Raw genomic sequence first — 20326 nt, 5'->3', positions numbered from 1 at the left:
TGCTCTATACTATAAAATGTAGACAAACTATACAATGTACGTTGTCCAACAAAATTCCGCACATATGAGAGGAGTTTATAAAACTATGCGCTACGTTATCATAACAGGAACTTCACAAGGTTTAGGTGAGGCTATTGCCACACAATTGTTAGAAAAGAATACAACTGTCATCTCTATTTCTAGAAGAGAAAATAAAGAGCTTACAAAACTCGCAGAACAATATAATAGCAATTGTGTTTTCCACTCCTTAGATCTTCAAGATGTACATAATTTAGAAACGAACTTTAACAAAATCATTTCATCTATTCAAGAAGACACTGTATCATCTATTCATTTAATTAATAACGCTGGTACACTCGCACCAATGAAACCAATAGAAAAAGCTGAAAGTGAAATGCTCATTACGAACGTTCACATTAATTTACTTGCGCCGATGATCCTCACCTCCACTTTCATGAAACATACGAAAGACTGGAAAGTAGATAAACGTGTGATAAACATTTCATCTGGTGCAGGAAAAAATCCTTACTTCGGATGGGGCGCTTATTGTACAACGAAAGCTGGCGTAAATATGTTTACACAGTGCGTAGCAACCGAAGAAGCAGAAAAAGAATATCCAGTAAAAATCGTCGCTTTTGCACCTGGTGTTGTTGATACAAATATGCAAGCACAAATTCGGGAAACAAATAAAGAAGACTTCACAAACTTAGACCGCTTCATTACATTAAAAGAAGAAGGAAAGCTATTATCACCCGAATATGTTGCGAAAGCTATTCGGAATTTATTAGAAACCGAAGACTTCCCTCAAGGTGAGGTTATTAGAATTGATGAATAACAAAAAGGCGTGCTAAAATAGCACGCCTTTTTGTTCTACTTCTCTAAAAATATAAGCACAGCCTCCGCAATTTGCTCATAACCAATTTCTTGATAAATTTTATTCGATGTCGGATTTGCCAGGTCCGTATATAATGTCGTTGTTTTGTAACCTTCATCTAACATACGTTGACTAAGTGCCGCTACACAATTAGATGCGTATCCCTTTTCCCTTGCTTCAGTCGGCGTATATACGAAATTAACTGTTATATTATTTTTAGTTGGACGTGTTTTTGCTGCTACAGAAACAAGTTTTCCGTCTACTTCTAGACCAAATAAACGATGATTGGTAATTAATGTATGTGCAGTTTGTTTTGCTTCCTCTTTCGTAGTAGGAAGATTCACATCTTCGCAAAATTGATATATCCACTCTTCTATTAATGTTAATTCATCACTACTTACTTCTCGAAAAAACCCATCCTTGCCCGGTTTCTTCTTCACTTCTTTCAACTCATATACCCCTTGCTCCATTACAACATTCGTTTTCTTATTTTCTAACACCGCAATCTCTTCTGCTAAGTGCTGTACAACTTTCTTATCACCAATTAATCCAGGAATATCCGGATATATTTTCGTTAACTCTTTTGCAAGCTCCTTGATAGCTACTCCCGAAATTTCAGAAGTTGCAACAATAATTTGTTTCTTCTCTTCTGTTTGAAGAAATACAACTGCAATTTCTTCTCCTTGTTTCGCTATCCCCATAAATATCGGTTGGTGGACCATTTGTAATACGCCTAATATGAGATTATTTTCCTGTTCATTCTTTTCTAGAAATGGTGTAACCTCTTCTTTAAAATTAACAATATCTTCATATACATGCAATTGAATCATCGACAATCTCTTCTCTCTATTTATAGTTTTATTAAGGTATTGGCGCTTAATTCACTAAATTCCTCTTTTACGATTCAATAATATTTGAAGCTAACGTATTCAAATCATTTTCAGCTTGTAAAATTCTCTGTTTTTCCTTTTCAAATACCTCTTCTTCTTGTCGAAATGACTCTTTTCGATTGTTAATCATGCGCTCCATTTCTTTTTTACTCGGCCCACCGTATACATTTCTTTTTTGTATAAAAGCTTCTGGCGATATAATTTCTTTCCACTCTTTTTCTAATAAAGTTATATTAAATTTTTCTTGTAAGTACATATTCACATCTTTCACATGTAATTCATGAAGCTCCTTTTTCTGCTCCAATGACATATTTGCAATAGTACTTGCTGCATGATGCGCATGCCGAAATGGAATTTCATAGTTTTTTGTTAAAACATCTGCGAAATCAGTTATCGTAATTGCATGTTTATAAGAACGATTTTTCAACGTTTCTTCCTCTACCTTCATCGTTCGAATAACTGCATTCATAATAGAAAAAACACGAATAGTCTTTTCAATCCCTTTATATAAATACGGCTGCAAGTCATCCTCTGTATCAACAATATCACCAAATGGTGTATTATGAATCATTTGAAATACTGTAAATGCTTCTCCTAAAGCACTACTCGTAATTGCACGGGCGTGTTCAATGGAAACTGGATTTCGCTTTTGCGGCATAATACTACTAATTTGCACATATGGCTTCGCTACAGTAATACCATCATATTCTTTCGTCGCTAATAGTAAGAGGTCATGGATCCATCTGCTCGTATTCGTCATCATTACCATAAGTAATGAGCTAACTTCTAATAAATAATCCGCTCCAGCAACAGCATCATATGAGTTCTCAATTACATTTGTAAACCCAAGTAAATCGGCAACTCGCTCTCGTTTAATTTGGAAACTTGTTGTAGAAAGTGCAGCGGCTCCCATTGGTGACTGATTTAAAAGTTTGTACGTTTTTTTCATGCGTTCTAAATCTCTCTGCATCGTATCATAAATCGCTAACGTATAATGACCAAATGTCGTTGGCTGTGCTGGTTGTGTATGTGTATAAGCTGGCATAATCGTTTCCTTATGATCAGAAGCAAGTTGCAGCATACTTTCCTGCAATAACAAATGATGTTCCATTAATCGTAATACATACCGTCTTAAACTCATGCGATACATCGTTACACCCATATCATTTCTACTTCTACCAATATGCATATTACTTACAAAATCGCTTTTTGCTTCTTGAGAAATTAAATGTTCCACTAAAAAAAAGAGATCTTCATGCTGCTCTGTATAGAGCAATTGCTCTTCTGGCATTCCCTCTACCTTTTTTAATGCGTGTAATATAACTTTAGCTTCTTCCTTTTTCATTAAATTTTCTTCCATCAGCATTGTAATATGCGCTTTATGCACTTGAAACATATCTTTCAATAAGTAATTTCTTTGAAAATTAAATACATGTTGTAATACACAATCCACATATGTTTTCCCAGGGAAATCAGCGCCTTCACTCTTTATAAACTCTTCTTTACTTTGTTTCATCACCTTTTCCCCTTTCACCTAAGTATTACTACCCATCATACCCAGAGATAGCAAAAAAGTGCTTGTATATAAAAATAAACTCGGCGCCTCTGCACCGAGTTTACTTAATAAAAGTCGCATCATACTTATCACTTTGCAACACTTGGAAATGTAAGTTTGCTAAATGTTTCCGTATTTCTGCACTGTCGTCCTCATTTAAATTATTTGCTAAGAACACTATTTCTGTACAGTTCCCGCGTTTATCCATTGCATAAACTGCTTTTGTAACTGTCCATGGCGTATAACCATTTTTTTGCCCTGCATGTCTAAATGTTTTACGATATTTCTTAGCGCTCATATCTGTTTCAACGATATTTGCCCATACTTTTTCTTCAGCTTCTGTTAGGCCACCTTTATGATTCGCCTTTTGAAGCAGTACCATATAATCGTTTGCAGAAGCAGCTGGTAATCGATCTGACCAAATTTTATCGTAACGTTCCTCTAAATAAAGAGGAATTTCCTTCTGTAATAATGGCCCCTTCTTTTTTAAGCGTTCATGAATAATCATTGCATATTCACGATATTGCTCTTGAGACATTTCTTTTAACTTTTTCTCTATTTTATATTTCGGAACATGTAATTCTTTATGCAAATATCCTGGAATGTATAAAGATGAAACGATTGGAAATAGCGGCTGATGTGCTGGAAGCGATAAACTTTGTAAATTCCGATTAATATTATCTAATCCTAACACTTCCATTAAATATTCAGCATTCGCATTCGAACTAAACTTAACCATTCCTTTTGCCACTTCTTCTAAAGAAACCGCTCCTTCAGTTATCTTGCCTGTCTTCTCCAAATATCTTTGCCATCTATCTTGTGCACCACCATCTGTATTCGGTACATAATACCGATTCACGTCATTAATGGAAACAAAACTAGACGAATCAATTTTCCCTTCCGTAACTTGTTTCGTATATTCAAGCGCCACAATTAATTTCATTGTACTAGCAACTGGCAATACAACGTTAGGATTGACAGAATAAACAACTTTATCATTTCTCTTTACTAGAAGCGCACTATTTTTTTCATCTTTATGTTCTTCAATAAAGGATGCGATATACTGTGCATCATCATTATTTGAACTCCACACTTTTTTCACTAAAAAGTTACCCGATATTAGCAAAACGAAAATACCCACAATCACTGCGCATACTATAGTTTTTTTCAAATAAAATTCCTCTCCTATTGTGTAACTCTTCTCTATCTATCTCTTACAAACAAAATAATGGAGATGATTATTTTAGTAATCATCCCCACTATTTTAACTTGTATTCTCCCATTATGTCTACGTCATAATTTTAACGAAATCTTCGAGAAATTTTTTATAATGTAACGACCAACCAATTCGCACCCAATTCTTTAATGCTTTTGAGTCAGGTTGAGGCCGGAAATCAGCAATACTCTCTCCTTTTGCAATTCCAACTGTATCTACATCGACTCGGCGATATACATAATCCAAAAGGGACGGATTTGCCGCAACCATCATTGTAACGACGTCATGTACTGGACTACCTGTTATTTTCGGGTTTAACTTTTTATATGCTTTATAATAATACGTAAATATCGGCTCGATCAACTTATTGAAACTCGTTTTAGAGTGTTTTGTAATATATTTTACCATTTCCGGCGTAATAATAGCTTCAGATGTAACGTTAAGTGGCACTAATGTCACATTCTTAGCATTTTGCATAACTAATTGTGACGCAATGGGATCACCATGAAAATTCGCCTCTGCGACTGGTGTCACATTTCCAGGCATTAAAAAAGCACCGCCCATTATATAATATTCTTTCACAAACTTCATCATCGGCTTTTCTAAAATAAATGCTGTCGCTAGTGTCGTTGACCTACCTGCATCAACTATAATTAATTCTCCTTTATACTTTTCAAGAATATCAAAAAAAGCACAAAAAGGTTTTATATTTGGTGAAAAAGTTTTTGGAGGTTTAATTGGTCCTAAACCGTCTGCCCCATGAATTTCTGGATAATACGTTGTAACATCTCCGGATAAAGGGATTTTTGCACCATTAATAACAGGTATATCCTCTCGCCCTGCCATTTGCAATAAATATGCTGCATTACTCGTTGCCTTTTCCTGCGTTACATTTCCATATCCCGTTACAACACCAACAATATCAATATCAGGATGCATAATTCCATACATGATGGCTAAAGAGTCATCAATTCCCGGGTCTCCCAAAAATAACACTTTTTTCATCGACCTCAACTCCATCCCCTCAATTGTTATTAATTTATGAATAGCCATAGACATACAGAATAAAAAGAACAAAATTATACGAAAAAACGTAGTCCTATAAGGACTACGCTCTTCATCTAGCCTATACTATGCTTCTTCACAACACTCATACTTCCAACAATATAAGCGATAAACGCAAAACAAATCGGGAAGACAACTGTATGTATACCGAACGGATTCGGATAGAAAAGATGGATGCACATATATGAGCTTACTCCAACTAAAATGGAGGCAAGCGCTCCTGTTGCATTCCCTTTTCTCCAATATAACCCTAATACGATCGGCCAAATGAATGCTGCTTCTAATCCACCGAAAGAAAATAAATTTAACCATATTAAAAAATCTGGTGGTTTAATTGCTGCTGCATAAACGAGCAGCCCTACGATAGCAGTAATCCATAAACTTCCTTTTCTAATCGTACTATCTGCTGCATCTTTATTTATGTAATTTACGTATATATCTTTAATGATAGATGAACTTACAAGTAGCAATAACGAGTTTACTGTAGACATAATGGCTGCCATTGGTGCAGCTAAGAAAACCCCAGCTAGCCACGGTGGCAACACTTCCATCGCGAGTAGCGGCATTACTTTATCTGGTACTGTTATACCTGGAAGTACGACTCGTGCGAACACACCCGTTAAATGCATACCAATCATAATGGTACCCACAACAATCGTCCCAATTATTAACGCTTGATGCATCGCTTTTGAATTTTTATAAGACATGGCACGCACACTAATTTGCGGTAAACCAACAACGCCAATTCCAATTAAAATCCAAAATGATGTCACGTATGATTTTGTTAAACTACCATCTGCTCCGAATGGTGTAATTAAATTCGGATTGATTTGAACAAGTTCCTGCATAATCTTTTCAATTCCACCACCGGCAACGACAGTAGCGATTAAAATGATTGTCGTCCCAACTAACATAATGATACCTAATAACGTATCTGATAAAGCAACTGCACGAAATCCACCAATTAATACGTACACAAGTACAGAAAAAGTAAATAAAAATAGTGCTGTTGTATAAGAAAGACCCGTTAGCGACTCAATTAATCGGCCACCACCCACCCACTGAGCTACTGTTGCTGAAAATAAAAAGATAATAATACATAACGCAGAAAGTATGACAACTGCTTTATTATTGTATCTTCCCTTTAAATAATCGATAAGAGTAATAGCTTCCATCTTCCTAGCAATAATGGCAAACTTTTTACCTATAACTGTTAAAACGATATACCCTGTTACAACTTGAATCGCAGATAACAATACCCATCCAAGCCCCATATTGTATGCTATACCAGGGCCACCAATAAAGCTACTAGCACTACCGTACGTAGCAATCATTGTCATTGCTAATAATAAACCACCGAGCTCACGCCCACCTAAAAAATATTCTTGCAAAAACTTATTATGGGCAGTCGCTTGTACACGTCTTGAAGCATATACACCAATTAAAAATACAACGATAAACGAAATTATCATTGGAATGATTACATACCAATTCATCTATTATTCCTCACTTTTTTCTTCCTCATCGAGTGAAATATCTTGAAATACAAAACGAACAACTAAACTAAGTAAAATAACCATAACGATAAAACCAACGATACAGCTATAAAAAAACCATGCTGGAAAACCAAATACATATGTATATTCACTTGGATTTTTACTACCAAGCCCATAAGCAAATCCGTACCATATTATAAAATTGATAATAGCAAGTCCAAGACCAATTAACGCTTCTCTATGGGCGATTCGAAAGCGTGGATCATCATGATAATTCTTCATTTTTCTCCCTCCTCTCACGATGTATTATTGTACCATTGTTCTTCTAGTTTTTCCTACTAGAAAGCAAAAACAAGCAGGATTTTTTATAATCACATAGAAGACTTTCTTACATTACATATTTTTTACAATTGTAACACAAATGAAATTTGAATTTTCAGTATTTGTTAATTATGATTTTAATTAGAGGCTTTCCATCTAGTTTCCACATCCTTGATTTCGGAATAAACGCCGTCTCGTACTGCGTTTACATTATATTTTCAAGGGGGTTATACAATGAGTCAACTAGCTGTAAATCTTCATGAAAAGGTAGAAAAGTTTCTTCAAGGTACAAAAAAGTTATATGTGAATGGATCTTTCATTGAAAGCGCTTCCGGTAAAACGTTTAACACACCTAACCCAGCAACTGGCGAAACACTTGCCGTCGTTTCTGAAGCTGGTCGCGAAGATATTCATAAAGCTGTCGTTGCAGCTCGCATGGCTTTTGACGAAGGTCCTTGGTCTCGCATGAGCACTGCTGAGCGAAGCCGGCTTATGTACAAGCTAGCTGATCTAATGGAAGAACATAAAGAAGAGCTTGCACAGCTTGAAACGTTAGATAACGGAAAGCCAATCCGTGAAACAATGGCAGCAGACATACCACTCGCAATTGAACATATGCGCTATTATGCCGGCTGGGCGACGAAAATCGTTGGTCAAACAATCCCTGTTTCCGGTGATTACTTTAACTATACACGCCATGAAGCTGTTGGTGTCGTTGGTCAAATTATCCCTTGGAACTTCCCGCTTCTTATGGCAATGTGGAAAATGGGAGCAGCGCTTGCTACAGGATGTACAATCGTTTTAAAACCTGCAGAACAAACTCCACTATCTGCCTTATACTTAGCTGAATTAATTGAAGAAGCTGGATTCCCGAAAGGTGTTATTAATATCGTTCCTGGATTCGGTGAATCAGCTGGACAAGCTCTTGTTAATCATCCACTCGTTGATAAAATTGCATTTACTGGTTCTACTCCAGTCGGTAAGCAAATTATGCGCCAAGCATCTGAAACATTAAAGCGCGTTACACTTGAGTTAGGCGGTAAATCACCAAATATCATCCTGCCAGATGCTGATTTATCTCGCGCGATTCCTGGTGCACTTTCTGGTGTTATGTTTAACCAAGGACAAGTATGCTCTGCTGGATCACGTTTATTTGTTCCGAAGAAAATGTATGATAATGTCATGGCTGACCTTGTCCTTTACTCTAAAAAATTAAATCAAGGTGCTGGCTTAAGTCCAGAAACTACAATCGGTCCTCTCGTTTCCGAAGAACAACAAAAACGTGTAATGGGCTACATCGAAAAAGGGATTGAAGAAGGTGCTGAAGTACTTTGCGGAGGAAGTAATCCATTCGATCAGGGCTACTTCGTTTCTCCTACAGTATTCGCTGACGTAAATGATGAAATGACGATTGCAAAAGAAGAAATTTTCGGTCCAGTTATTTCTGCAATACCGTTTAACGATATTGATGAAGTAATTGAACGTGCAAATAAATCACAATTTGGCTTAGCAGCTGGTGTGTGGACAGAAAATGTTAAAACAGCACACTACGTTGCAAGTAAAGTACGTGCTGGTACAGTATGGGTAAACTGTTATAACGTCTTTGATGCAGCATCTCCATTTGGAGGATTTAAACAATCCGGTCTTGGTCGTGAAATGGGATCTTACGCATTAAATAACTATACAGAAGTGAAGAGCGTTTGGCTTAACTTAAATTAATGAGAAAGAACCTGACCTATCCGGTCAGGTTCTTTCATTATGTATGTCTTTAAACTTGCAGTCCTCCGCTCACATTCAATACTTCTCCTGTAATATAGGATGCGTATTCTGATGCTAAAAAGGCTGCTGCGTTCGCAATATCTTCTGGCGTTCCAATTCTACCAACTGGAATCGCGCCAACCATCTTTTCTTTCACTTTATCTGGTATCGTTTTTGTCATATCTGTATCCATAAATCCTGGACAAATCGCATTACACGTAATACCAAAATTCCCAACTTCTTTCGCTGCCGTTTTCGTTAAACCTACAACGCCTGCCTTCGTAGCTGCATAGTTTGCTTGACCTATGTTTCCTTCTCTACTAATTGAAGATATATTAATAATACGTCCATACCCTTGTTGTCTCATGTAAAGGAGAGCTGGTTGCATACAATAAAAAACACCAGTTAAGTTCACTTGTAATACTTGTTCCCAAGCAGACTTCTCCATTTTATGTAACATTGCATCTCTTGTAATTCCAGCATTGTTCACCAAAATATGTAATGTACCGAATTTTTGAACCGCATATTCAATTAACGACTTCGCTTCATTTTGATTACTCACATCACATCGATATGAGCACACTTCATATCCTTCGTCCGATAACTCACGTGTCGTTTTTTGTAGCTTCTCTTCATTTACGTCGCTAATTAATACTTTCGCCCCTAGCTTTGCATACACCCTTGCAATCTCTTTTCCAATTCCCTGTGCAGCTCCTGTTACAACAGCTGTTTTCCCATTTAAAAACTCCATTCCTATCCCCCATTTCTATTACTTATACTGTATATTTCGGCTTTTTACTTTCCAATTCCTCTTTGTATAAAAAAGTCTATTTGTGTCAAACTAACTTTGCAACGTCGCATAAAGTGAAACTTTAATCAGTGGGGGGTTTTCTTCCCTCCACTGATTATTAGTTGAACCAATCGGACTTTTATGGGCAGTTGATCCCCCACCTAACTTCTTTGCTTTCGCTGAATTTTGAGGTGGGGTCTTACTGCCCATTAAAGCGGGATAAAGTGCAAGGAGATTGTGTCGAATGAACAAAAAAAATTTCAAACAAAACAAAGCTACTGATGGCATTGATGTAGAGTTCTCTCGTGAACTTGCTGACCACAATGACTTAGAAGCAAACGCACGTGCAAATGCCGCTGATGCACGTCAAAAACGCCAGTCAACTGAAAAATAAGGAAAGCACAACCTTATTCTTTTCAACAGGGACCTACTACCCAACAAAATAAACCGAGAGATATCTCTCGGTTTATTTTCTATATTTTTTTATATAGTGTGCCAAAGTAAGTAGTGGATATATATGAGCATAGCTATGGTAACGAATATAAAACCCTCCTGGTAAACCTGTTCCAGTAGGATATTTTTCATTCACATAAGGATTCGCAAGCAAATATGAAATACCTTTTCGAATAACTGGCGTCTCTATATCATAGTAAGAAATGAGAGCATCTAACGCCCATGCTGTTTGGGATGGTGTACTAAATGGTAAAGTAACGAACCTTTTCTCCACACTACTGTGGCATGATTCTCCCCATCCACCATCTTCATGCTGTATATGTTCAAGCCATAAAGCTGCTCGTTTTAATGATGGATTACTAGATGGAATTCCGAATGATCGTAATCCTGTCATAACAGCCCACGTACCATATATATAACAAATCCCCCATTTCCCATACCATGACCCATTCTCCTCTTGTACATTCATTAACCAATTTATCGCACTTTGTTTTTGTTTCTCAGGTAATGCATTTTGCGCATATGTCCCGAAAAACTCTAACACCCTCCCTGTAATATCTGGTGTAGAAGGATCTGTAATCATATCGCTTGCATTTTCGATTGGTAAATTTGCTAATATATTGCTCGTCACACCTTTTTCAAAAGCTCCCCACCCCCCATCATTATTTTGTAATCCTTTAACCCAATTAATCCCTTTCTGCCAAGCATTATCTACCTTTTCATTTCCTCTACTTCTTGCCAACACTCTTAGTACAGCTGTTGTATCGTCAACATCTGGAACTGTCGTATTTACATCTGAAAAACCCCAACCACCTGGAGTAAGCAACGGAGCATGTACGCTCCAATCAGCTTTTTTTGTATGCTGTTTTTTTAATAAATATGCTGTTGCATTTTGAAGCATTTTATTATCTTTCGAAACGTGGGCCTCTTGTAACGCATAGCTGAGTAAAGCTGTATCCCATACTGTTGAAGGAGAGTTTTGCAAGTGACTCCCTCTTTCCATCTTCCATATATAAGATGTTATCCCAGCTATAGCCTTTTGAATCAGTGATGATTGAGGAGAATGCCCTAACGCAAGTAAAGCATAAATCATATAAAACGAGGCAGTTGCGTAACTATATAACGTTCCATTTTCATCAATACGCTCTTTCATGAAACGTTCGACTTCCTCATATCCTTTATGATGTAACGAAAGTGGGTACGAGATAATTTGTTTTACATCACTTAATAACGTTTGAAACAACAGAGACCGATCCTCCCGAAACCATTCTCCGCCCCCGCCCGCAATGTGATTTAAATTTGGCAATAACTTTTTCCCTACTCGAAATCTTTTATTTAAACACACCATCATCGGAATTAAATGGATACGTGCTGAGCTACTCAATTCAAATATACTGAGGGGGGAATCATTCTGTAGAAACATAATTGGTGTTGGTAAATAAAAGAGTGAAGGATATTCATATTCTCCATGAATTGCTAATAAAAACTTCGTCATAAAATGAGCACGCGCCACGCCTCCGCGTTCCTTAATAAAATTTTCTGCTCGCTTCATGTTCGCATCTTCTTTTGTATATTTTTTCGAAGCAAGTAAGGCAGCATAAGATTGAATGGTAGCTGATAAATTACCTCCCACTTCATCTTCATACAATTTCCACGTTCCTTCATTTGTTTGAAGTGATGCTAACCTTTTTACAAACGGTTCTATCTCTTTATCTCTACCTAATAATTTTAATAAAAAAATCATATGGCAATCTGTTAATGGAGCTCCTTCAAAACAAAATCGCCACGTACCATCTTGCCGTTGCATCGTTTGAAGTGCAGTTGCTCTTCTCGCTATTTCTTCATACACTTTTTCATATAATAACAAGTTATTCACCCACCTTTCGAAATCCGTATAACGATATTCAAGAAGGTCGCTGAATATGTATGAATACAAAGAAAAGCAGAACATATAAAGTGAAACTTTAATCAGTGGGGGGTTCTTCATCCCCCACTGATTATCAGCCCTCACCAATCGGACTTTTATGGGCAGTTGCCCCCACCTAACTTCTTTGCTTTCGCTGAACTTTGAGGTGGGGGTCTTACTGCCCATTAAAGTCGGATAAAATGCTCTGCTCATAAACAATATCCTACTCCGACAATAATCCCTAATAAAGCACCAACTACTACTTCATACGGCGTATGCCCGACAAGCTCATTTAATTTCTTATATTCTGTTTGTCTACCGTGAAAAAACTCATTCAATATTTTCGCCTGTTTACTTACTGCCAGCCTTACTCCTGAAGCGTCATACATAACTATAATGGCAAAAATAGCAGCAATTGCAAATAAAGTACTTTCCACACCTTCCACAGCGCCAACACCTGTCGCCAGTGCTGTAACAGTTGAAGCATGAGAACTTGGCATCCCACCTGAAGCGAAAAACTTTGCAAAATCAAATTCACCCGTTTTGAATAATTTAAAGACTACTTTCGTTAATTGTGCTAAAAACCATGAAATTACAGCGGCCATAAGCGGATCGTTATGTAAAATTGTTTCCACGTTCTCAGCTCCCTACTAGCTATAATGGAAATCCTATAGTATCAGTATAAAGAAAAATGCGTAGAAAATACTACGCATTACGATACTTTTGCTGATTTATTTTTTATAAATTTCGGTTGTTTCTGCACTAAGAACTTTGTTTTCGCTACCGAGAATACAAATAATGCAACCCATATACAGAAAAATGCAATCATATGAGTAGATGTGAAATGTTCACCAAATACGAATACACCTAAAATTAAACTAATTGTTGGCGCAATATATTGTAAAAAACCTACCATATAAAGTGGAATAAGTTGGGCTCCTTTTGCAAAATAAAAAAGTGGTAACGCTGTAACAATGCCCGCTCCTATTAATAGTAATGTCGATAACATTGAGATAGAGCCAAATGAGCCAAAACTATGTACTCCTGTCATTACTAGATAAATAATTGCAAACGGCGTCACTAACATCGTTTCCATCGTAAGTCCAATTGTCGCATCATAGTTTAACAATTTTTTCGTTAATCCATATAAGCCAAATGAAAGGGCAAGTGATAAAGAAACCCATGGAATAGCACCGAAACGTACTGTTAAAATGATAACTCCTACTCCAGCTAAACCAACTGCAACGTATTGCCAAAAGTTTAACTTTTCCTTTAAAACGACTGTACCAAGTAAAATACTAATAAGCGGATTAATATAATAGCCAAGACTTGCTTCAATGACATGATTATGATTAACGGCCCATATGTAGACAAACCAGTTTCCACTAATCAAGACTGAAGCTATTGTTAATGACATTAATAATTTAGGTCGTTTAAAAAGATTCACGAACTCCCCAATAAACTGACGAAATCTCTTCGTAACACCTAATACTAGTAACATAAACACGAACGCCCAAACGATGCGGTGTGCTAATATTTCATCTGCAGGGACTTCCTCAACCCATTTCCAATAGATTGGTAGTATTCCCCACATCGTATACGCACCAGCCGCATATATAATCCCTTTTTTTTGCTGTGCTGATTGACTCCCCATCTTCCTTTTTCTCCTCTTCTCATTTTTTCTCCATTATACGGTTTTACATGCTCACTTTACCAATAATCAATCTGCATTTCTTTCGACATTTCTCATACAACGAATAATAAACATACCGTTATTACAACAAGTAACGGTATGCCGAAAACAAATTTCTTTTTATGAGTTTTATGATGAAACATATACATACCGATCCAAGCTCCAACTGCTCCCCCAGCTGTTGCTGATAAAAACAACGTACTTTCTGGCGTTCTCCACTGTTTCTTCTTCGCTTTTCGTTTATCAAGCCCCATAAGGCTAAAAGCTATAACGTTAATAATAAGAAAATAAATCCATTTCATCGCTTTCTCTCCCTATGAAAAATTCGCTTAATGGTAACATGAAAAAACGATGAAAACAACTGAAGAACGCTTTTTATTGATTAGTTACCTTCATATTTACATAGCCAATTAAACAGAAAGATGTTATGGGCAAAATCTTATATTTCATTCCCTTCACCCACTACCTTAGCATCGAAAAAACTTCTCTCAATCTCTTTTTCATCAAAATGAAGAACTACGATTAGCCCCACATATAAAGAAACGAAATTTAGAAACCATTCCTCATTATCATCTTTCTTAGCTAAACATTTAAATATCTCTTGAAATTGCATACGCTCGTCTACAGCAATAATCGGTCGCACGCCAAAATATTTCAATACAAGATGTAGGTTTAGCTGCACGGATAATGATAAAATATACTTTAATAGCTCCGTATAATGAGCAACATTTTTTTGACTATATAACTTCACAAGCTCTTGATGTAAAGTAGAAATCGATAATTCTTCTTTAGTCACTTTTGTTGCGTCTATCATTTCAATCATCTTTTTCATATCCATTACATTTACCCCTCCTGTTACAAAACAAAAGCCAAAGTGTATTTATTTTATAATCAGCAATAATTGAGTATTTCTCCCCTCTCTTTCTTCTTCACTTACTAAGTCATACTTTTTTAAAAGGTGAAATACATCATTTAACATTTCTTGTGAGTGATTACCTTGTAAAAAATTTTTTAACCCTTTAAAAATCTCTTCAGTTAAAAAACTCTTTTGACTTTCAAGTTTATTCATTACATCTTCAATAGAATGATCGATATTACACGCCATAAAAACCCCTCCTCTATCCTTTATAAATAATATCTTCTGCTAACGATGTAAACACTTCTCCAACAAGAGAATCTTCATCATATACAGATGAACCGCTATTTTCTTCACGTTTTGCAAAAGGTACTTGTGCGATTACTTCTGTTTGCAATTGTTCTGCTAACATTTCGCCACCGCCTTTTCCAAACAGATAATTTTTCAATCCATCTTGTTCTTCATAATAAGCCATGTTTTCCACAATACCTAAAATCTCGTGTTTCGTATGTTTTGCCATTACGCCTACTCTAGATGCTACGAATGAAGCAACATTATGTGGTGTTGTAACAATAATTTCTTTCGCCTGCGGAATCATTGCTGCAACATCAATGGCAACATCTCCTGTACCAGGTGGTAAATCAAGAAGTAAATAATCTAATTCTCCCCAGTGCGTATTCGCAAGGAAGTTTTGAATCCATTTATTTAACATCGGTCCGCGCCACATAACCGGATTATTTCCTTCTGTAAAAAATCCCATCGACATGATTTTAACACCGTGACTAATAACTGGAATTGCTGTTTGATCAATCATCGTTGGTTTTTGATGCGTTTCCATCATAGCTGGAATGCTAAAACCATATATATCTGCATCTAATATCCCCACTTTTTTGCCCATACGAGCTAAAGCCGTTGCAAGATTAATTGTTACAGTTGATTTTCCGACTCCACCTTTTCCGCTCGTTACAGTAATAAATCGTACTCCTGAATCAGGACGAAGCATGCTCGGCATACCAGTTTCTGTTCTACTATTTTTCTTTAACTTTTCTGTTAGCGCAGCTCGTTCTTCTTGTGTCATAGAACCAAACGTCAAATCTACTTTAGATGCACCAATTGCCTGCAGAGACTCTTCTACATCTTGTTGAATTTTTGCTTTTAACGGACAACCTTGAATCGTTAGCACTACTTCAAGTTTAACCTCTGTTCCATTCATTTGTATATTTCTAACCATGTTTAACTCTACAATACTTTTGTGTAATTCTGGATCCTCTACATGTTTTAACGCATTCATTATTTGTTCTTGAGTAATCATAAAACTCATCCCTTCTCGTATTCTAATTTATCCGACTTTAACTAATAATCAGTGTGGGATGAAGAACCCCCCCACTGATTAAAGTTTCACTTTATATACAACATCTTCTTGTCGTTGCAAGAAACACTTATTATCCACCACTAACAGGCGGGATGAATGCGACGATATCTCCAGCTTGTATCATCTCGTCATTCGTTACAAACTCTTCATTAACAGCCACCATCACTTTATCAAACGATTGTAAGCTATAATTTGCTTTGAGCCATTCTTTTAATTGCTGCACTGTCACTTCTTGTTTTTCTGAAATTACGAATTGATCTAATCCGACTTCCTCACGCAAATTTGCAAACAGTAAAATTGTAATCATTTTCTCATTCTTCCTTCTTCGGTTTTCCTGCTGGATATGGTGTATTTTCAAGTTGATCTCCAATCCACATCGTCCCATCTTCCCAAAATTCTTTTTTCCATATTGGGACGATTCGCTTTATACGTTCAATTGCGTATTCATTCGCTTCATAAGCTACTTTGCGATGCGGTGATGAAACTGCAATGACTACCGCAATATCCATTATTTCTAGCCGGCCTACTCGGTGAGTAATTGCTACTTTTGCATCCGGCCATCTTTCACTAATTTCTTCACCAATTCTCATAAATTGCTTTACTGCCATCGGTTTATATGCTTCATACTCTAAATGTAGCGTTCGTTTTCCTTTTGTTAATTCTCTCACTGTACCAATAAAAGTTGTAATCGCACCTGCCTCTCTTCTTGCAACTTTATTCGTTACTTCTTCAACTACAATCGGTATATCAACAATCTCAAATAGCACTTGTCCCATTGGAACCACCTCTCACTTTGCGAAATGTCCAAGGCCATTCACTACCTTCGTTATCTTCCAATAAAAGAACATCCACAAACATATCTTTTTTATATCCTCTTGTCCCACCTGGTAATACGATAAAAACATTCGATTCTGCTAATGAAGAGACCGAACTAGATTTATCAAATCCTGAAGGACAAGCAATTAACTGACCTTCGTTATATGTCAGTTTCGCTCGTACAAATCTTGTAAATGGATTTGGCTTTAGAAAGTCTTCTCCTAATAACGCTTTTTCTCTCTTTAAATGTGCTTTTTCACTAAACATATACGTCCGAATACAAGGTCTTACAAATAATTCAAACCCTACGTAACAAGCAGATGGATTTCCTGATAAACCAAATAATAACTTGCCATTTAATTGTGCTACAGTCGTAACACTTCCTGGCCTCATTGCAATTTTATTGAAAAGAACAGATGCACCTAACTTTTCATATATAGCTGGTAAATAATCGTAATCCCCTACTGATACACCGCCTGTTGTAATGAGCATATCTACTTGGCCAAGCGCTTCTTTTACAGCTTTGAAACATGTATGAAAATTATCGCTAAACTTCCCAAAACATTTTACTCTTCCGCCCGCTCTTCGAATTTGAGACAATATCATATACGTATTACTGTTTCGGATTTTCCCTGGCTGTAATGAATCGTTTACGTCCAGTAATTCACTTCCAGTCGCTAATAGTCCAATTACAGGCTTTCTAGCCACCGGTACCTCGCTATACCCAAACGTAGCAAGAAGAGCTGAAATACCTGGATGAATGTATGACCCTTTCTTTGCAAGAACCGTGCCTTTACGAGCATCTTCACCTTGAAAAGAAATATTGTCGCCCGTTTTGAATGATCGCTTCACTTCCATATATTTGTTGCCATCCTCCTCATATTGACGAGTTAGCTCTAACATAACAACCGCATCACACCCCTTCGGAATTTGCGCTCCTGTCATAATTCGAACTGCTTGAAATGGACCTACTTTCTCATCGAATAGCGATCCTGCACCGATTTCACCCACTACTTCAAATACAATTGGCGTTTCATAACTTGCTAAATCCGTATCTTTTGCTCTAATAGCAAATCCGTCATACGGCGAACGATTAAATGACGGCACATCATGGTCAGCTACTAAATCCTCTGCTAATATACGTCCATAAGCTAATTCAATAGGTAGTAGCTCCTTTAATCCTTTATGAGCAAATCCCATTACTTTACGAACAGCTTCTTCAACCGTAATTGGCACTCTTCTTTCCATTATTGACAACCCTTTCTATTAACCGAATACACGATAATATAATTGTTTCGCTTTCGAAATATCATTTGTACCATGAATGAAAACGCGACCATCTCGAAAAATAACAACGCGGTACTCATCTATTTGGCAAGATAGTAAATACGGATTCCGATCTACTTTCCCCACTTTTTTTAATACTTTTTCTATATCATCAAAATTGTATTTTCTATTGTCTACTGGTCTAATTTGAACTGTATTTCTTCCGCATAAAGCAGCTACCTTCGTTTGATTTTCGTATGATAAATAAGGATAAATGCGATTCAAACCGCACGAAGAGCAATTGTCTGTCTTGATTTTCCCTAGTTTTATAAAATGGTTTTGATTACTCCATATATCAAATATGAAAAATGTTTTTCTAATTGCTGCAAAATCTTCTACTAAAATTTTGAGTGCTTCCGCCACTTGATATGCTGCGACGATTTGTACAGTCGGGCTAATAATTCCAGCTGTATCACACGTCACACCTGTAACTGGAACGTTTTTCAGCACACAATGTAAACACGGTGTCTCTTGCGGAATAATTGTATAACACATACCGTACGAGCCAACGCAAGAACCATATACCCACGAGATATTATGTTTTTGTGATAAGTCATTTATTATAAATCGAATATCGAAATTATCTGTTGCATCAATGATTACATCGACATTTTCTAATAGCCCTTCCAAGTTTTCTACACATGCATCCATTACGAAAGCATGTATTTGTACTTCCGAATTAAGTTTTTCTAGCCGATTTTTAGCAGCAATTGCTTTTGGCAATTTCTCTCTTGCATCTTGTTCAGAGTACAATTGTTGCCTTTGTAAATTACTCCATTCAACGTAATCGCGATCTATAATCGTCAACTTGCCAATACCTGCACGTACGAAACTTTCGGCACTTGCACTTCCTAATGCGCCTACTCCTACAATTAACACATGTTTATTTCGAATTTTTTCTTGCCCTCTACTCCCAATTGGTTTAAACAAATGTTGTCGTGAATACCGCTCAGCCATTACATACCCTTCCTCTCACGAACTCTATTTCATATTTGAATGTTGTTTTTGATAACAAGCAAAGTACGCAAATCCAACAAAACCAGCTCCGCCAATTACATTTCCGATAAAGACAGGAACAAAATTTTTAGCAAGATCCATCCATGTCAGATGACCTGCAAAAATAACTGCTGAGATGACAAACATATTTGCTACCACTTGCTGAAATCCAATCACTACAAATGCCATAATTGGAATCCAAATTCCGATTATTTTTCCGACAAAATCACTCGTCCCATAAGCGAGCCAAAGCGCCAAACAAACGAGCCAATTACACCCAATTGCTAAAATTAAAGTTCTCCCAAATGATTCATGTAACTTTCCTTCTGCTATCGCTACCGTTTTATTTAAATAATCTCCCTCTGTTAATCCGCCAAGATGCCCGAAACAATACGCTACGAAAATAGCTCCTACAAAATTCATGAAAGTAATCCAAATCCAGTTATTTAGCACACTAACCAATGTAATTTTCTTTGCATATAGCGCCATAGATAGTGACATCATATTTCCGGTAATTAATTCTCCTCCTGCTAATACGACGAGCATGAGTCCAACAGGAAAAACCGCTCCTCCTAAAACATTCACTAAACTCCCCCAGCGCTCAGGCAAATTACCTAAAACGCGAATGTTAAGTAAAAAACCTAGCGAAATAAACGCTCCTCCTAAAAAACCGAGAATAAGCATTGCTGGCAAGGTCTGACTTACTTTTTGAACACCGGCCTCAATTACAAGCTCAGCAATTTGTTCCGGTTTATGAAATGCCATTACTAATTCCTCCATTTTCTCCAAATAAAAAAGCAGCTTCAAAAAACCTCCTCAAAATAAAGGTTTTTGAATGCTGCTTAATTTCTCTGCACATCTTTTACAGAGAGATCAATCATCACTTTTACTATAAAATAGAAAATCTACAAACGTTGCACATCTTCCATTTTGTATATACTGC

General features: G+C 36.8%; 22 protein-coding genes. 3 read left to right on the top strand and 19 right to left on the bottom strand.

Annotation, left to right across the window (positions count from 1 at the left end):
- Positions 1 to 85 precede the first annotated feature (85 nt).
- Entirely contained in the window at positions 86 to 835 is a 750-nt protein-coding gene (locus MR079_RS03615) for a (S)-benzoin forming benzil reductase (protein WP_139866282.1), read from the top strand.
- A 35-nt stretch (positions 836 to 870) separates the two neighbouring features.
- Here MR079_RS03615 and MR079_RS03610 read toward each other — a convergent pair whose 3' ends face one another.
- The 6 genes from MR079_RS03610 to MR079_RS03585 form a co-directional block, all read right to left on the bottom strand.
- Positions 871 to 1704: a GNAT family N-acetyltransferase gene (locus MR079_RS03610; protein WP_242293540.1), complete on the bottom strand. Its 834-nt coding sequence runs from the start codon at positions 1702 to 1704 to the stop codon at positions 871 to 873.
- Positions 1705 to 1771: 67 nt separating this feature from the next.
- A complete protein-coding gene (argH, locus tag MR079_RS03605) occupies positions 1772 to 3280 on the bottom strand; it encodes an argininosuccinate lyase (RefSeq protein ID WP_242293539.1) in 1509 nt (502 codons plus the stop codon).
- 100 nt (positions 3281 to 3380) lie between these two features.
- Entirely contained in the window at positions 3381 to 4490 is a 1110-nt protein-coding gene (locus MR079_RS03600; protein ID WP_000751370.1) for a serine hydrolase, read from the bottom strand.
- Positions 4491 to 4607: 117 nt separating this feature from the next.
- Positions 4608 to 5540, bottom strand: coding sequence for a nucleoside hydrolase (locus MR079_RS03595; protein ID WP_242293538.1), 933 nt, complete (start codon positions 5538 to 5540; stop codon positions 4608 to 4610).
- A 116-nt stretch (positions 5541 to 5656) separates the two neighbouring features.
- Positions 5657 to 7096 (bottom strand): sodium/pantothenate symporter, encoded by a 1440-nt coding sequence (gene panF, locus MR079_RS03590; protein WP_242293537.1) that lies wholly within the window; start codon positions 7094 to 7096, stop codon positions 5657 to 5659.
- A gap of 3 nt (positions 7097 to 7099) precedes the next feature.
- Complete coding sequence (locus MR079_RS03585; protein ID WP_000800722.1) at positions 7100 to 7378, bottom strand: YhdT family protein; 279 nt, start codon at positions 7376 to 7378, stop codon at positions 7100 to 7102.
- A 273-nt stretch (positions 7379 to 7651) separates the two neighbouring features.
- Between MR079_RS03585 and dhaS the strand changes: the two genes are divergently transcribed.
- Positions 7652 to 9136 carry an aldehyde dehydrogenase DhaS gene (gene dhaS / locus MR079_RS03580; protein WP_042514765.1) on the top strand — a complete coding sequence of 495 codons (1485 nt, stop codon included), beginning with the start codon at positions 7652 to 7654 and terminating at the stop codon, positions 9134 to 9136.
- Between the two features lie 49 nt (positions 9137 to 9185).
- On the opposite strand, the gene fabG is transcribed toward dhaS, so the two are convergent.
- Positions 9186 to 9926, bottom strand: coding sequence for a 3-oxoacyl-ACP reductase FabG (gene fabG / locus MR079_RS03575; RefSeq protein WP_000395028.1), 741 nt, complete (start codon positions 9924 to 9926; stop codon positions 9186 to 9188).
- A 283-nt stretch (positions 9927 to 10209) separates the two neighbouring features.
- Between fabG and MR079_RS03570 the strand changes: the two genes are divergently transcribed.
- Positions 10210 to 10359, top strand: coding sequence for a YfhD family protein (locus MR079_RS03570; RefSeq protein WP_001035808.1), 150 nt, complete (start codon positions 10210 to 10212; stop codon positions 10357 to 10359).
- 72 nt (positions 10360 to 10431) lie between these two features.
- On the opposite strand, the gene MR079_RS03565 is transcribed toward MR079_RS03570, so the two are convergent.
- The 12 genes from MR079_RS03565 to MR079_RS03510 all read right to left on the bottom strand — a co-directional run bounded on the left by MR079_RS03565 (position 10432) and on the right by MR079_RS03510 (position 20148).
- Complete coding sequence (locus MR079_RS03565) at positions 10432 to 12285, bottom strand: terpene cyclase/mutase family protein (protein WP_242293536.1); 1854 nt, start codon at positions 12283 to 12285, stop codon at positions 10432 to 10434.
- Positions 12286 to 12533: 248 nt separating this feature from the next.
- On the bottom strand, positions 12534 to 12959 hold the full coding sequence (locus tag MR079_RS03560) for a divergent PAP2 family protein (protein ID WP_242293535.1): 426 nt from the start codon (positions 12957 to 12959) through the stop codon (positions 12534 to 12536).
- 77 nt (positions 12960 to 13036) lie between these two features.
- Positions 13037 to 13978: an EamA family transporter RarD gene (gene rarD / locus MR079_RS03555; RefSeq protein WP_242293534.1), complete on the bottom strand. Its 942-nt coding sequence runs from the start codon at positions 13976 to 13978 to the stop codon at positions 13037 to 13039.
- 92 nt (positions 13979 to 14070) lie between these two features.
- On the bottom strand, positions 14071 to 14319 hold the full coding sequence (locus MR079_RS03550) for a DUF1294 domain-containing protein (RefSeq protein WP_000871352.1): 249 nt from the start codon (positions 14317 to 14319) through the stop codon (positions 14071 to 14073).
- Positions 14320 to 14456: 137 nt separating this feature from the next.
- Positions 14457 to 14855: a hypothetical protein gene (locus tag MR079_RS03545; RefSeq protein WP_139866289.1), complete on the bottom strand. Its 399-nt coding sequence runs from the start codon at positions 14853 to 14855 to the stop codon at positions 14457 to 14459.
- 42 nt (positions 14856 to 14897) lie between these two features.
- Positions 14898 to 15122 (bottom strand): group-specific protein, encoded by a 225-nt coding sequence (locus MR079_RS03540; RefSeq protein ID WP_139866290.1) that lies wholly within the window; start codon positions 15120 to 15122, stop codon positions 14898 to 14900.
- Positions 15123 to 15135: 13 nt separating this feature from the next.
- Positions 15136 to 16185 carry a P-loop NTPase gene (locus MR079_RS03535; RefSeq protein ID WP_242293533.1) on the bottom strand — a complete coding sequence of 350 codons (1050 nt, stop codon included), beginning with the start codon at positions 16183 to 16185 and terminating at the stop codon, positions 15136 to 15138.
- Between the two features lie 130 nt (positions 16186 to 16315).
- Positions 16316 to 16552: a molybdopterin converting factor subunit 1 gene (gene moaD, locus MR079_RS03530; protein ID WP_139866292.1), complete on the bottom strand. Its 237-nt coding sequence runs from the start codon at positions 16550 to 16552 to the stop codon at positions 16316 to 16318.
- 4 nt (positions 16553 to 16556) lie between these two features.
- Positions 16557 to 17021, bottom strand: a complete 465-nt coding sequence (gene moaE, locus MR079_RS03525) for a molybdopterin synthase catalytic subunit MoaE (RefSeq protein ID WP_242293532.1) — start codon at positions 17019 to 17021, stop codon at positions 16557 to 16559.
- Positions 17002 to 18309, bottom strand: coding sequence for a molybdopterin molybdotransferase MoeA (locus MR079_RS03520; protein WP_139866294.1), 1308 nt, complete (start codon positions 18307 to 18309; stop codon positions 17002 to 17004). Before MR079_RS03520 ends, moaE begins: the two co-directional genes overlap by 20 nt.
- An 18-nt stretch (positions 18310 to 18327) precedes the next feature.
- Entirely contained in the window at positions 18328 to 19344 is a 1017-nt protein-coding gene (locus tag MR079_RS03515) for a molybdopterin-synthase adenylyltransferase MoeB (RefSeq protein ID WP_242293531.1), read from the bottom strand.
- A gap of 24 nt (positions 19345 to 19368) precedes the next feature.
- Complete coding sequence (locus tag MR079_RS03510) at positions 19369 to 20148, bottom strand: formate channel (RefSeq protein ID WP_000864003.1); 780 nt, start codon at positions 20146 to 20148, stop codon at positions 19369 to 19371.
- Positions 20149 to 20326: the final 178 nt, after the last annotated feature.

The sequence above is a fragment of the Bacillus cereus group sp. BfR-BA-01381 genome (genome assembly GCF_022663555.1).
Classification (GTDB): domain Bacteria; phylum Bacillota; class Bacilli; order Bacillales; family Bacillaceae_G; genus Bacillus_A; species Bacillus_A pacificus.
Note: the sequence above shows the minus strand (reverse complement) of the source record. Positions and strands in the feature narration are given on the sequence as shown.

Bases quoted from the DNA above. Each gene is read 5' to 3' on its own strand.
- MR079_RS03510 (WP_000864003.1), bottom strand. From the start codon at position 20,148: ATGGCATTTCATAAACCGGAACAAATTGCTGAGCTTGTAATTGAGGCC.
- MR079_RS03610 (WP_242293540.1), bottom strand. From the start codon at position 1,704: ATGATTCAATTGCATGTATATGAAGATATTGTTAATTTTAAAGAAGAG.
- MR079_RS03520 (WP_139866294.1), bottom strand. From the start codon at position 18,309: ATGGAAAGAAGAGTGCCAATTACGGTTGAAGAAGCTGTTCGTAAAGTA.
- MR079_RS03540 (WP_139866290.1), bottom strand. From the start codon at position 15,122: ATGGCGTGTAATATCGATCATTCTATTGAAGATGTAATGAATAAACTT.
- moaD (WP_139866292.1), bottom strand. From the start codon at position 16,552: ATGATTACAATTTTACTGTTTGCAAATTTGCGTGAGGAAGTCGGATTA.
- MR079_RS03615 (WP_139866282.1), top strand. From the start codon at position 86: ATGCGCTACGTTATCATAACAGGAACTTCACAAGGTTTAGGTGAGGCT.
- MR079_RS03595 (WP_242293538.1), bottom strand. From the start codon at position 5,540: ATGAAAAAAGTGTTATTTTTGGGAGACCCGGGAATTGATGACTCTTTA.
- MR079_RS03545 (WP_139866289.1), bottom strand. From the start codon at position 14,855: ATGGATATGAAAAAGATGATTGAAATGATAGACGCAACAAAAGTGACT.
- argH (WP_242293539.1), bottom strand. From the start codon at position 3,280: ATGAAACAAAGTAAAGAAGAGTTTATAAAGAGTGAAGGCGCTGATTTC.
- dhaS (WP_042514765.1), top strand. From the start codon at position 7,652: ATGAGTCAACTAGCTGTAAATCTTCATGAAAAGGTAGAAAAGTTTCTT.
- MR079_RS03585 (WP_000800722.1), bottom strand. From the start codon at position 7,378: ATGAAGAATTATCATGATGATCCACGCTTTCGAATCGCCCATAGAGAA.
- rarD (WP_242293534.1), bottom strand. From the start codon at position 13,978: ATGGGGAGTCAATCAGCACAGCAAAAAAAAGGGATTATATATGCGGCT.
- panF (WP_242293537.1), bottom strand. From the start codon at position 7,096: ATGAATTGGTATGTAATCATTCCAATGATAATTTCGTTTATCGTTGTA.
- MR079_RS03515 (WP_242293531.1), bottom strand. From the start codon at position 19,344: ATGGCTGAGCGGTATTCACGACAACATTTGTTTAAACCAATTGGGAGT.
- MR079_RS03535 (WP_242293533.1), bottom strand. From the start codon at position 16,185: ATGATTACTCAAGAACAAATAATGAATGCGTTAAAACATGTAGAGGAT.
- fabG (WP_000395028.1), bottom strand. From the start codon at position 9,926: ATGGAGTTTTTAAATGGGAAAACAGCTGTTGTAACAGGAGCTGCACAG.
- moaE (WP_242293532.1), bottom strand. From the start codon at position 17,021: ATGGGACAAGTGCTATTTGAGATTGTTGATATACCGATTGTAGTTGAA.
- MR079_RS03570 (WP_001035808.1), top strand. From the start codon at position 10,210: ATGAACAAAAAAAATTTCAAACAAAACAAAGCTACTGATGGCATTGAT.
- MR079_RS03550 (WP_000871352.1), bottom strand. From the start codon at position 14,319: ATGAAATGGATTTATTTTCTTATTATTAACGTTATAGCTTTTAGCCTT.